This is a genomic window from Methylobacillus sp. (genome assembly GCF_036844465.1).
Classification (GTDB): domain Bacteria; phylum Pseudomonadota; class Gammaproteobacteria; order Burkholderiales; family Methylophilaceae; genus Methylobacillus.
In genome coordinates, this window is sequence record NZ_DAIUFW010000007.1 from 108,630 (window position 1) to 122,421 (window position 13,792).

Below are 13,792 nucleotides of genomic sequence, written 5' to 3' on the forward strand. Positions count from 1 at the left end.
GTTCTCCCCTTATATCCTCTCAAGCTAGCGTTAGTCGATGTCTGATGAAATGCGTCTGTGGGATTGAATATAGAAACCTCCTATTAGCAACCCCAAGACAGCTGCCACGAGTGATCCAGATAAGACGCCAAGTTTTGCGGCACTGAGCAGTCCGTCATCCTGGAATGCGAGCATGGATACAAAAATGGACATGGTGAAGCCAATCCCGGCGAGTACCCCAATCAGGCATACGCCAGACCATGTGACACCAGCGGGTAATCTGCACCATCCCAATCGCACCATCAGCCAGCTCACGCTGATCACGCCAATCGGCTTTCCAAAGATCAAGGCGATGGCGACGCCGAACATGACCCACTGTGCCCCATCCTGGTGGAGGTTGACTCCTTGCAGGCTGACCCCGGCATTGGCCAGGGCGAATAATGGCATGATGCCGAACGCCACCCAGGGGTGAAGTGCCATTTGGATGCGGGTCACCGGCGGCAGCAATTCGCGCTGGGCAATACGGAGTCTACGCAGTGGTTGTGCCATTTGCAGGTGGTCTGAGGATGCTTCCTTGAGCAACTGGCGATGAACGCGTGAGACCAGTGCGAGAGGCCGTCTGCGAACTCTCGAGGAAAGCACCGGGGTCATGAGCCCGAGGACGACGCCAGCCAAGCTGGGATGGGCTCCGGTGATGAACAACCCGATCCAGATGATGGCACCAGGCAGTACGTAGGCATAAGCGGAACCTATGCCCATACGCTGTAGCAGGATGACGCTGGCTATGCCTATGCCAGCGAGAGCGAAACCGCTGTAATCCAGCCCACCTGAATAGAACAAGGCAATGATCAAGACGGCAATGATGTCATCAATCACGGCCAGGGCGAGCAAGAATATCCGGACATTGCTGGGAATGGAGCGTCCCAACAACGCGAGCACCCCAACGGCAAAGGCAATATCAGTGGCGGTCGGTATGGCCCACCCCTGTTGCCTGGCAGGGTCAGTATTCAAGGCCAGATAAATGAGCGCGGGGATCGCCACACCACCTAATGCCGCGGCAAATGGCAAGGCGGCTTGCTTGAGGCTGCTTAATGCTCCTTCGTGGATTTCACGGCGGATCTCCATGCCCACCACGAGAAAGAAGAGGGTCATGAGGACATCGTTGATCCAGAAATGCAGAGACTCGGAAAATAGCGACTGGCCCAATCCGATAGACAGCGGGGTATGCCAGAGGTGATGGTAGCTTTCGGCGAATGGGGAGTTCGCCCAGATGAGGGCAATCAAGGCGGCAATCAGCAATACGATGCCGCTGACTGCTTCGATATGAAAAAACCGCTCAACCTTGGCGAAGGCGAACTTGGTCAGTAGCTGGGCGCGGGATACCCGGCGGCCAGGGCGTTGCTGATGCATAGGCGTACAAGCTCCGCGTGGCGGCCCGACCTAACGCATTAACCTGTCTCGCCGCGTTATGCGGCTAACACCCTTTTTTATTCTACATCCTCAATTCTATCAGGCCAAATTTAACAGGCGCTTTGAGGCTGTCGTAGTTGTTAACAAAGACGATCTGGATAATTTTTATACAATTTTTACTCTTCGATCTTCAATTATTACAACCTCTTTATTCGCTACTTATTACTCTGCTTAGGCATGCATCTTCATTTGATGCTCAACCTTTTGGGAGTAATAGCAATGAACGTGTTATATGCGATTAGCAGCGTTGTCGTGCTTGGATTGTTTGCATATCTGGCATATGTGTTGTGCAAACCGGAGAGCTTCTGATGACTGCCAATGCCATTTTCCAGTTCGGACTTTTTAGCTTGGTTTTGCTTCTGCTGACCAAGCCTATTGGTATCCACATTCACAAGTCCATGACAGGCGAAGTTCCCTTACTGGGCAAAATTCTTGGTCCTATCGAAAAGCTCATCTACAAGCTTTCTGGCATTAACCCTCAAGAAGAGTCAGGGTGGAAAGCTTATGCGCTAGGCTTGCTGGCGTTCAATCTGCTCGGCGTACTGGTGGTGTTCTTTATCCAACAGTGGCAATTCCTGTTGCCTTTTAATCCACAGCAGTTCGCTGGCATCTCGATAGACTCATCCTTCAATACGGCCGTGAGCTTTGTAACCAATACCAATTGGCAAGGGTATGGTGGCGAGTCGACCATGAGTTATTTCACACAAATGCTCGCACTCACGGTACAGAACTTCCTGTCTGCCGCTACCGGGATTGCGGTGGTGATTGCGTTGATACGAGGTTTTGTCCGCCACTCAGCCCAGACCATAGGTAACTTCTGGGTGGATGTCACCCGTATCACGCTGTATATATTGCTGCCTTTGTCATTGATACTCGCCAGTTTGTTGATGAGCCAGGGGGTAATCCAGAATTTCAGTGCCTATCCATCGGCACAGACCTTGGAAACTACCACTTATCAACAGCCATTGCTTGATGATGAAGGCACACAGATCACGGATGACAGTGAGGATATTATGACCAATCCTGCTACGACCAACACCCAGCAAATCGCAATGGGCCCGGTCGCCTCGCAGGAAGCCATCAAGTTATTGGGTACCAACGGAGGGGGATTCTTCAATACCAACTCCTCACACCCGTTTGAGAACCCTACGCCATTCAGCAACTTCCTGGAAATGCTGGCGATTTTTCTGATCCCGGCGGCTCTGTGTTACACCTTCGGCATCATGGTGCGGGATAGAAGGCAAGGATGGACAATCTTTGCTGCCATGGGCGTTCTGTTCGTTGTGATGGCGAGCATCGCCATCGTTTCAGAGCAAGCCGGTACGGTTGCATTGGCAAATGCAGGAGTGGATCAATCCTATTCTGCTATCCAGCCTGGCGGCAACATGGAGGGCAAGGAGACACGCTTTGGCATCGTCAATTCAGCCCTGTTCGCTACGATTACTACGGCAGCCTCTTGTGGTGCGGTGAATGCCATGCATGACTCCCTGACGCCGATTGGCGGTTTGGTGCCCATGTGGTTAATGCAACTGGGTGAGGTGGTGTTCGGTGGCGTGGGTTCCGGACTTTACGGCATGTTGATCTACGCGATCATCGCGGTATTTGTCGCCGGTTTGATGATAGGTCGCACGCCTGAATACCTGGGCAAGAAAATCGAGATATTCGAAATGAAGATGTCGGCACTGATCATTCTGGTCACGCCTATCTTGGTGTTGCTCGGCACAGCCATAGCCGTATTGGTCAGTGTCGGCATAGCCGGTATCGCCAACCCAGGCGCCCATGGCTTCAGCGAAATCCTTTACGCCTTCTCCTCGGCCGCAAACAACAACGGCAGCGCTTTTGCCGGCTTGTCTGCCAATACACCCTTCTACAACATCATGCTGGCCATCGCCATGTGGTTTGGCCGCTTTGCCATCATTGTGCCGGTATTGGCGATTGCAGGCTCACTTGCTGCCAAGAAGCGTATTGAATCCCATGCTGGCACCTTGCCTACCTATGGCCCGCTATTTGTCATTTTATTGATCGGCGCAGTGATGCTTGTGGGTGCGCTCACCTTTGTTCCGGCATTGGCCTTGGGGCCGGTAGTCGAGCAGGTCACAGCCCTTCAATCAGTCAACCCTGGCCTCTGAGTCCCAACATTTCAGGAATACCGTCATGCAGAACCAACCAGCATCATCTTCCCTGGATACGCGGTTTATCTTGCGTGCCATCGTGGAATCCGTTTTAAAACTCTCTCCCAGAGTGCAATTACGTAACCCTGTGATGTTCGTAGTGTACATCGGCAGTATCTTGACTACCTTGCTGCTGCTGTTGCCGCATCAAGAGCTCCAAGTCTTGCCAGTAGGGTTTGGCATCGCAATTACATTGTGGCTATGGTTCACGCTGTTGTTTGCCAATTTTTCCGAGGCGTTGGCAGAGGGCAGGAGCAAAGCCCAGGCAGCCAGTCTGAGAAGCTCTAGAAAGAATGTAGCCGCCAAGAAGCTTGCATCCGCATCACGCAGCTCAGCATTGACCTTAGTTGATAGCCTCAGCCTCAAGAAAGGCGATATCGTTCTTGTAGAGGCCGGGGATACCATTCCATCCGATGGCGAGGTCATAGAAGGGATTGCCTCGGTGAATGAAGCCGCCATCACAGGCGAATCTGCTCCTGTTATCCGCGAGTCCGGGGGTGACTTCAGTGCTGTCACTGGCGGTACTCAAGTGTTATCAGACTGGATAGTGGTACGCGTCACTGCCAACTCGGGAGAAACCTTTCTTGATCGCATGATCTTGATGGTGGAAGGCGCCAAGCGCCAGAAAACCCCTAATGAAATCGCGTTGACCATACTTCTGGTCGCATTGACCCTGATCTTCCTGCTAGTAACCGCTACCTTGCTGCCTTTTTCCATCTTTAGTGTGGAGGCTGCTGGCACAGGCACGCCGGTGAGCATACTGGTATTGGTCGCTCTGCTGGTATGTCTCATCCCTACCACGATTGCTGGCTTGCTCTCAGCCATTGGCGTTGCGGGTATGAACCGCATGATGAAAGCCAATGTGGTTGCCACCTCGGGCCGTGCTGTCGAAGCGGCTGGTGACGTCGATGTGCTGTTGTTGGACAAAACCGGCACGATCACATTGGGTAATCGCCAGGCCTCTGCCTTTTTCGCTGCTGCCGGTGTCGATCAGGCTGTGTTAGCCGATGTAGCCCAACTCTCCTCATTGGCAGATGATACGCCCGAAGGACGTAGCATTGTCGTCTACGCCAAGAACGAATACGGCTTGCGCGAGCGCAGCATGAAGAAACTGGGTGCGGTATTTGTTCCGTTTACAGCCCAGACGCGCATGAGCGGAGTGGATATCGGCGAACGCAAGGTGCGCAAAGGCGCCGCTTCCGCGATCAAGCAGTGGGTAGAGTCTTTAGGGGGCACTTTTGCTGAAGACGTCACGGCCAAGATCGATGATATATCGAGGCGCGGCAGCACACCCCTGGTGGTAGCCGACAATGCCAAGGTCATGGGGGTCATCGAGCTTAAGGACATTGTGAAAGGAGGCATTAAGGAACGCTTTGCCTCGCTTCGAGAGATGGGCATCAAGACCATCATGATTACTGGCGACAACCGATTAACCGCAGCAGCGATTGCGGCAGAGGCCGGAGTGGATGACTATCTGGCTGAAGCCACTCCCGAAGCCAAGCTGGCCCTGATACGCGAGTACCAAGGACAAGGCAAGCTGGTCGCCATGACTGGCGATGGCACCAATGACGCTCCGGCGCTAGCGCAAGCCGATGTAGCCGTTGCCATGAACACCGGCACCCAGGCAGCCAAGGAAGCCAGCAATATGGTGGATCTGGACTCCAACCCGACCAAGCTCATCGAGATTGTTGAGATTGGCAAGCAGATGCTGATGACACGGGGATCATTGACTACCTTCAGTATCGCCAATGACATTGCCAAGTTTTTTGCCATCATTCCTGCAGCTTTCGTCACCACCTACCCGCAGTTGTCCGTGCTCAATATTATGCAGCTTGCCAGCCCTAACTCGGCGATCCTGTCTGCAGTGATATTTAACGCCCTGGTGATCGTGTTTCTGATTCCCTTGGCACTGGATGGCGTGACCTATAGACCGATGGGCGCGGCATCGTTGTTGCGCCGCAATCTCATGGTGTACGGGCTTGGCGGCATCGTCGCACCTTTTATCGGCATTAAGTTGATTGACATGTTCCTTGAGTTTACTGGCTTGGTTTAATGAATTACGGAGAGTGGAAATGAAAGCAATCGTTCGTCCAGCATTAGTGGTATTCGCGTTATTAACCTTGATCACGGGCACTGTTTACCCGGCAATCGTGTATGGCATAGGCAAGGCATTTTTCTCTGGCAAAGCGGAGGGATCTTTGATCGAATCCAACGATAAGATCGTGGGCTCCCGCTTGATCGGGCAAAATTTCACTAGCCCTGGCTACTTCTGGGGCAGGCCTTCTGCCACATCTCCTTATCCCTACAATGCGGCCGCATCTTCGGGCTCCAATCAGGGGCCGCTCAATCCAGACCTTGCCGAAGCGGTAGCCAACCGCAAGGCCGCATTGTTGGAGTTTGATCCGAATAATACGTTGCCTATCCCCGTAGACCTGGTGACGGCTTCCGGCAGCGGCCTGGATCCTGACATCAGCCCAGCCGCAGCCTATTATCAGGCTGCACGGGTTGCGCAAGCGAGGGGGCTGAAGGAGACCCAGATACTGGCACTGATCAAGGATCACACCCAGGCGCGTCAATTCGGCGTACTGGGAGAGCCGCGGGTCAATGTGCTTGAGATCAACATGGCCCTGGACCGGTTATCTGTGAAGTAAAGCTGGAGACAAGCAATGAACGCCCCTTTGTTGTGTCCGCGCGCCATGATGCAAAGCACTCCGGTATTGATGCAGATGGTCATCGGCCAGGAACATGTCAACCTGCTACGAAAGGTGATTGAGGAAATATCTAGATACCATTTTGATTTCCTGCGCATGGAGTCTTGCCAAGCAACCAATATGAAGGTGTGCTTTCTGGTCAGCAAACATCTGGTCGCCCCTTTGATGAGCAGCATTATGCAGAATCTGCCATCAGCACAATTTGGGCGATACCATGAGGTTCCTGAGCATTGGCCTCATGACAGGGATTTCCCAGCAAAAGATGCACAAATACAGCTTTACGAGCACACTTGCCCCATATGCCACCGGCAACATACAGTGAATGCCGCCATGCAATCAGTAGCCTATGGTCGTCAATATACATGCAGTCTGGCTTGTGAATTGAAGCGCAGAGAGCATTGGTGGCACTTCAAACCTCAAAAATAATCGCCCATAGGTGCTAAATGAATAGCCATCGTCCAGATCCTGATAAGTTGCTGGAGCAAATCCAAAGAGAGGAAAGTCACGGGAAGCTAAAATTATTTTTTGGCGCCTGTGCGGGTGTAGGCAAAACGTTTGCCATGCTCAGTGCGGCCCAGGCCCAGCAAAAGCAAGGGCGGCATGTTCTTATTGGTGTAGTGGAAACTCATGGCCGGGCTGAAACTTTGGCCCAGCTTGGCGATTTGCCTCAGCTCCCGCTCAAGGAAATCGAGTACAGAAATCGTAAAATACGTGAGTTTGATCTAGACGCTGCGCTTGCATTAAAGCCTGACCTTATTCTCATCGATGAGTTAGCACACTCCAATGTAGAAGGAGCCAGGCACCGAAAAAGATGGCAGGATGTACAAGAGTTGCTGCAGGCCGGCATTGATGTTTATTCGACAGTCAATGTCCAACACTTGGAAAGCCTCAATGATGTAGTAGGACAAATTACTGGCATCAGGGTGTCGGAAATGGTGCCGGACAAATTATTCGATGAAGCCGATGAAGTCATTCTGGTCGACTTGCCCCCTGAGGATTTGCTGCAGCGAATGAAAGAAGGCAAGGTCTACTTGGCGCCGCAGGCTGAAAAAGCAAAAGCAAACTTCTTTCGTAAGGGCAACCTGATTGCATTGCGAGAGCTTGCTTTACGGAGAACCGCCGATCGCGTCGATGAGCAAATGCGAGCCTATCGTTCCGGCAATGCCATACAGCAGATATGGCAAGCCAACGAAAGGATTTTGGTTGGCATCAATGCCCATGAGCGGAGTTCAACCCTCATTCATGCCGCTGCACGGTTTGCCAATGCCGTAAAAGCAGAATGGACAGCTGTATACGTTGAAACACCACGGCTGCAGAAGTTGGCAGCTGAGGAACGTGAAGTCATCACGCAGCAGTTCAATCTCGTGCAGTCGTTGGGTGGTAGCACTGTGACCCTGCATGGCCATGATGTCGGCGAAGTGCTGTTGGAATATGCGCAAAGCCGCAATATTTCACGTATTGTCGTAGGAAAACCCTCCCAATCCAGAATCATTCGTTTCTTCTGGCCCAGCGTATCTGAGCGACTGATTCAGAATGATGTCAATATTGATATTCATGTCATCCCCAGAGTTGCAAGCCCCAGCCCACGCCGACAGAAGGCATCCATTCGCATTGCCGGCGAACAACATTTTTCCAAGCTGAAACGCAAAGGCTACCTATGGGCGATTGTAGTTAGCGGCATCACTTCGCTGGCGGCAAGCGTAGTATTCAATTACTTCGAGCTTTCCAACATCATCATGCTGTACCTGTTAGGCGTCATGTTGATCGCCAACAAGTATGGACGAGGCCCTGGCATCGCGGCTTCCTTGCTCAGTGTGGTGTCCTTTGACTTTTTCTTCATCCAGCCCGAATGGTCATTCTCGGTTTCGGATACGCAATTCCTCTTCACCTTCGTCATCATGCTCTCCGTTGCGTTGGTAATCAGCAACCTGACCGCCAACCTCAAGCGCCAGGCAATCATTGCCAATCTTCGTGAAAGACGTAGCCAAGCCTTATATGAGATGGGCAAGGAACTGGCCTCGGCGATGACCATCACCCATATTGCCGAGGTCAGCATCCATCATTTGTCCGGGTTGTTTGGCGCCAAGATCGCCATCCTGGTAGCGGATTTGGATGACAAGTTGCATGGATCGGATGCCATAGAGTACCAAGTGCAAGGCAGGCAAATGGATGGGCAGCTCAAGCATGTGGATGTTGCCATTGCCCAATGGACTTATGACCATCAGGAGCAGGCAGGCTTAGGCACCCAGACTTTGCCTTCCAGCAAGGTGCTTTATGTACCACTCAAGGCACCGATGCGAACCCGCGGCGTCCTTGCGATTGCACCTACAACTCCTGAAGCCATGTTCGATACCGAGCAAAGACAGCTACTGGATACCTTTGCGGCACAGATTGGTTTGGCCCTGGAGCGCAAGCACTATGTGGAAGTAGCTAGGGATGCATTGATATCCATGGAATCTGAACGGCTACGCAATTCGCTATTGAGCGCAATCTCTCATGATCTGCGCACTCCTATCTCTGTACAGATCAGCATCATCGAGCGCCTGAAACAACAGGTTTTGGCCCCTGAGGCACATGTTCTGATTGACGATCTCTCCAGCCAGACTTTCCATATGAACCAATTAGTCATCAACCTGCTGGATATGGCCAGACTGCAGGCCGGTAATGTCACGTTAAACCGCCAATGGCAATTGCTGGAAGAAGTAGTGGGAAGTGCCTTGCGTGCGATGAAACCTGCTACCCAGAACCATCGTATTGTGACCCACATCCCGCATGAGCTACCCTTGATCCGCTATGATGCAGTATTGCTGGAGCGCGTGATTTGCAACTTGATCGACAATGCTATCAAGTACTCCCCCAAGGACACCATCATTGATATTTCTGCCGTCTTGCATGGCGAAGAAATCCAGGTATCGATTATCGATCAAGGCAAAGGGATACCTCAGGAGAAGCAGCATAGCCTGTTTGAAAAGTTCAACCGTGGAGATAAGGAGTCGGACAAGCCTGGAGTCGGCTTAGGGCTGTCCATCTGCAAAACGATTATCCAAGCACACCATGGCAAAATCTGGATAGCTCAACCTGAATCAGGTGCAGGTACCGTGGTCACATTTTCATTGCCCTTAGAAGTGCCGCCCTCCTTAAGAGAGATTGAAGCATGAGTAAACTGGAACCCGGCATCAACATCCTCGTGGTCGAGGATGAACCCCAAATCAGGAAATTCCTGCTCATGGCGATTCAAGCAGAACAATTTAACGCCTTTCCCGCAGAAACCGGTGAGCGTGGCTTGATTGAAGTGGGTACGAGAAAACCCGATATCGTCATCATGGATTTAGGCTTGCCAGACATGGACGGCGTCGAGGTCATTCGACAAATCCGCACTTGGAGCAATGTTCCCATCATTGTGCTTTCCGCACGTACACAGGAACACGAAAAAATAGAAGCGCTCGATGCCGGAGCCGATGACTTCCTGACCAAGCCCTTTGGTGCAGGCGAACTGCTTGCGCGTATCCGCGCCCAGTTGCGGCGTAGGGCGGTGAGTCCCGATAGCGTCAATAGTGTCGTCAGATTTGGCAACATCAAGATAGATCTTGCCAAACGGCAGATATACCGTGATGGCATTCAGGTACAGCTTACTCCTACAGAATATCGCTTATTGACTGTCCTGGTCAGGGAGGCCAACCGGGTGGTCTCCCAACGTCAGCTACTGAAAGAGGTATGGGGACCAAACGCGGTAGAAAGCAGTCATTACCTCAGAATCTACATGGGACATCTTCGCAATAAACTAGAGGATAACCCCACCCAGCCCCAGTACTTCATCACTGAATTGGGTGTGGGCTATCGCCTGCTGATTAACCCTGATGAGGTTCATTGAAATGCTGCTGATTATCCCAGGGCAGGATTGTTCAGCATCCCTTGAGGTTTAGTTCTCATCTTAGAAAGATAATGAAACAGAGGTAATTGCCATCAGATTGTTATCTGATACGCCATCCCGGTCTTTCTCGAATATCCTGTCCCGACTGTCCAGCTTCTTGAGCTCTGCCCGCCAGAGGATATTGGGGCTAAATCTATAGTCCAGATTTACCGAATAACCGCTTGTCCTGAACCCATGTGGAGTGTCTGTGCTGATGATTACTCCATCCTTGTCTTGATAATATTCCATTCGCGCAGCCAAGCTCAAGTGATCATTCCATCGATAGCGCACAATGAAATTAGGAGAAAACCATACGCTATATTGATCACTGCCTCTGAACTTCTGTTCGGCGCCTATATCTAGTGCCGCGATCAGACCCCAATGATCATCCAAAAGGAATTGCCCGTAAAGATTGTGAAAATAACGCATCTGCCTGTCTTGGTCAGATTTATCATTACCGATGAAGGAGCTGCTGTTAATAGTCACTCTCTCATTAGGTTTGTAAGTCAGCTGATGTCCGAAGGCAGGTGTGGTATTCCCCTCCGGCCGTTGTATGCGTTGCCAGCCATTAAGCAGTAAACCGCTCACCATCCACTTACCATCAGGTGTCGTATATGAAAGCTTTACGCCCGTCTCAAAATACGGAGAGTTATCAGCCATCATGCTGCGCGTTAACGTCCAGTTGTCTGCACCAATGGCACTTTCATGCCCGATGTGCGAGGGCATGACACCTGCGTCCAGCCAGACATCATGCTCGTCCGAGAGCCTGATACCCAGATTCGCCTCATAGAGATGCTGCAATGCGTTTGGCTCGGCCGCATAATTCGCTCTCATGTACGTACCTGAGGCCAGGGCCAGGTTAGCCCGAACTCTGTCATTCTTGAAACTAGCTTTAACCAAGGCCAGATTGATTTTTGGTTCTCCTGTCCGGTTGTGGCTGTATACAAAGCCCGGTCGCTTGTCGCTGCCTGGATTATTGAAGTCATGAGTATAGTAACTCTCTAGATAGCCATTGATGGCAAAGCTAGAGTAAGACTTGTCATCCGATCCATCAGCCAATGAAATTAAAGGGGTAGCAGCGAGGGTAAAAGTTAATAAGTATGAAATTTTCATGATATTCGCAATTTAGGTTGAAATTGAACTCCTGTTAAGCAAGATAGTGCTTTTAAACAGCAGAAAGCCTTATAGGAGTTGAGTTTCGATGATTGCTTAGTTCATATAAATTGGGTGTTTAAACACTTATAGAAGGTATAAAAATTTTGAAAAAAACTACTTACTGAGACTCATCAACATCATTAGGTCATCAAATGCAAACCCATCTGGTTTGATCAGATCACTGAATCGCCCCCACTTTCCTAGACGGCTCAAGAGCCTCAAACTATGGAGTTGAGGAGACATCATGAGCAAGCAACAACGTTACACCGAAGAATTCAAACAGGCAGAGGTCGCTGAGCGGTTGGGCATTTCAAGCCATAGCATTTATGCTTGAATCGGGGGAAAGGGAGACTTTTGACCTTTTACATCGGCCCACATATAGCAACTACCTCTCCCAGCGTTAGCTTGTACCAAAGCGTGTGGGGGCAATTAATACTCTTATACTGCCACTCTTAAGTTAACTAGAAAAGTGGAGGTAGTTTTAACTCATGGGCTATTTACTGACGAACTATAAAATGCTCAGAAATGTGTTTATGCTTTAGTTTCCAAAATTAACCTGTACATTGGAATGGCTTAGGTACTAGCTCACTAGAAGCTTGCATTTCAGCAACCACATCTTCTACGAGTTGGTGAATTCCGCATAGAGCAGATTTATGTGTTTTCGCCAGGAAACTCAGCGATGGAAACTCTGCACATAATCCAACATACTCTTTATCATCATCAAACCAGATTGCACTATAGGAATATCTTGATCGTATATCACCATCCTCGCTAATCCACTGCCTTCTGTCATAAACATACCGAGGAAACTCAGTATCCAATGTGATTTCCCGTTTGAGGAGGCGCCTGACTAGTTCAACTAGCTTTTTCAGGTCGGCGACATTCCTTACTTCTATGGGTGCCACAATGTCGACCATACGGCACCAGTTATATATACTCACTCGAAGAGAAGGATATATCGTAAAGTCCGCTTCTTGCCTTAGGCGTTCTTCTTCTTTGTCGAATGCTGCAGCCCATTGGGCATTTCCGCTCTCACCCGTCACGTACCATAAAACTTTTTTCCGACTTTTCCCTACTTTCTTATATTGCTTCTCGCTCTGCGTATTCAATGAACTGTGCTTTTCGGAGTATAAGTGCTCAACAGTAGCGTAGACAGCATCGTCTATTTTGTCGCGATACACTTGCCGAGGGTGTCTCCAGGTGACTGATATACGCCGACCTCCCAAGATAAACTCAACATCTGCCGAGCGAGTAAGAGCATCTGGCGCAATGTGATCGTATTGCTGGAAAAACAAGATACCATCACGAAACCGGCATCCTCGCTGATGCCTGTGATGCTGTTGTGCCTGGTAGAGCATGCGCTCAATCTGACGATTTTTCATTATCATGTTCCCGATTGGCATTTGATTTTCTTTGCTTGTGAAGCCACTTTTGGGCGTTTTTCAGCGCCTTGAAATCGTACGCGTTGTAAACCACACTTTCTGTAAACCAAAAGGTGTTCCTGAATAGCCTGTGCTTGGCAAAGAAGCTGCATATGCGCTCAGTATCCTGGGCAAATAGCTTGGGGCCGCAGATTCCTGCATAAACGGATTGCATATCCATTCCATTGTAGCTCCGGAAAATCATCAATATTCTGGAAAGCTCGGTGAGATTCTTTTCCCCTCCGTTTCCTTGCAGGCTTAGTGGTAGTTGCTCACATAAATTTAGTGCTTGGTTCTGCGTGAGATATTGACCAAGCATGTTCTGCACATTGAGCAATGGTTCGAGTAACTTTGCAACATCCTCCCGGATCGGGCAACGGCTTAAATCATGCCCACATGCCTGGCAGTTGCTGATAGACGCATTTGCTTTTACGATCGCTTGGTCTAGATCCATGTAGGTGTGGCAATGCGGGCACTTTTCCTCCATCAGGCGTTGATGCTTGGAACAAACATAGGTCCATGCCAGACGCCAGGTTTTGCGGATATGGGGTATTTCGTCTTCACGCAAGCAATCCGGGCAATAGCGATAGATAGGGCGTTGTCCAATGATGTCCGTGCTCAAGCAGAGGGCTTCTTCGTAAGCAAGATTCTTACTTTGGCTCCAAACACTAGCTTGCAAAACCTCGATGGAGACATCGTTAAGGGTATTTGCTATTTTCTGGAAATTCACCAGGCTGGGATCAATATCAACCCAACTAGCTGATTGTTTCAGCTTCCAGGTTTTGCGAAGCTGTTCTTTGGACAAGCGACCTGATGCGATACATCGCCATACCCAGGAGCTGAAGATTTCACCAGGAATGAGGTCAGGTAACCCAAGCAGTTTGTGTTGATCAATCTGCCACGCTTCTCCACGCTGGTTGAGTTCGGATTTCACTTGTTGTGATAAGGCAGTTACCTGCGCGCGGCTCACCATGA

At 50.4% G+C, this 13,792-nt stretch carries 10 protein-coding genes; 6 read left to right on the forward strand and 4 right to left on the reverse strand.

The genetic code is table 11. The features are described 5' to 3' along the window. Positions 1–30: 30 nt before the first annotated feature. Positions 31–1,389: a Na+/H+ antiporter NhaA gene (nhaA, locus tag V7Z75_RS10615; protein ID WP_334108620.1), complete on the reverse strand. Its 1,359-nt coding sequence runs from the start codon at positions 1,387–1,389 to the stop codon at positions 31–33. 368 nt (positions 1,390–1,757) lie between these two features. On the opposite strand from nhaA, the gene kdpA reads away from it, so the two are divergent. The 6 genes from kdpA to V7Z75_RS10645 are packed head-to-tail and all read left to right on the forward strand — an operon-like array spanning position 1,758 to position 10,202. Continuing rightward, complete coding sequence (kdpA, locus tag V7Z75_RS10620; RefSeq protein ID WP_334108622.1) at positions 1,758–3,578, forward strand: potassium-transporting ATPase subunit KdpA; 1,821 nt, start codon at positions 1,758–1,760, stop codon at positions 3,576–3,578. A gap of 25 nt (positions 3,579–3,603) precedes the next feature. After that, positions 3,604–5,673, forward strand: a complete 2,070-nt coding sequence (gene kdpB, locus V7Z75_RS10625; RefSeq protein ID WP_334108623.1) for a potassium-transporting ATPase subunit KdpB — start codon at positions 3,604–3,606, stop codon at positions 5,671–5,673. A 19-nt stretch (positions 5,674–5,692) separates the two neighbouring features. After that, complete coding sequence (gene kdpC / locus V7Z75_RS10630) at positions 5,693–6,271, forward strand: potassium-transporting ATPase subunit KdpC (protein ID WP_334108625.1); 579 nt, start codon at positions 5,693–5,695, stop codon at positions 6,269–6,271. Between the two features lie 15 nt (positions 6,272–6,286). After that, on the forward strand, positions 6,287–6,757 hold the full coding sequence (locus V7Z75_RS10635) for a hypothetical protein (protein WP_334108626.1): 471 nt from the start codon (positions 6,287–6,289) through the stop codon (positions 6,755–6,757). A 17-nt stretch (positions 6,758–6,774) separates the two neighbouring features. Continuing rightward, positions 6,775–9,489 (forward strand): sensor histidine kinase KdpD, encoded by a 2,715-nt coding sequence (locus V7Z75_RS10640; protein ID WP_334108628.1) that lies wholly within the window; start codon positions 6,775–6,777, stop codon positions 9,487–9,489. Beyond that, entirely contained in the window at positions 9,486–10,202 is a 717-nt protein-coding gene (locus V7Z75_RS10645; RefSeq protein WP_334108629.1) for a response regulator, read from the forward strand. Before V7Z75_RS10640 ends, V7Z75_RS10645 begins: the two co-directional genes overlap by 4 nt. 60 nt (positions 10,203–10,262) lie before the next feature. On the opposite strand, the gene V7Z75_RS10650 is transcribed toward V7Z75_RS10645, so the two are convergent. From V7Z75_RS10650 to V7Z75_RS10660, 3 genes are all read right to left on the reverse strand, one after another. Further along, on the reverse strand, positions 10,263–11,354 hold the full coding sequence (locus tag V7Z75_RS10650) for a porin (protein ID WP_334108631.1): 1,092 nt from the start codon (positions 11,352–11,354) through the stop codon (positions 10,263–10,265). A gap of 593 nt (positions 11,355–11,947) precedes the next feature. Next, positions 11,948–12,778, reverse strand: a complete 831-nt coding sequence (locus V7Z75_RS10655; RefSeq protein ID WP_334108633.1) for a hypothetical protein — start codon at positions 12,776–12,778, stop codon at positions 11,948–11,950. Further along, positions 12,759–13,790 (reverse strand): TniQ family protein, encoded by a 1,032-nt coding sequence (locus V7Z75_RS10660; RefSeq protein WP_334108634.1) that lies wholly within the window; start codon positions 13,788–13,790, stop codon positions 12,759–12,761. The genes V7Z75_RS10655 and V7Z75_RS10660 overlap by 20 nt, the downstream gene beginning before the upstream one ends. Positions 13,791–13,792: the final 2 nt, after the last annotated feature.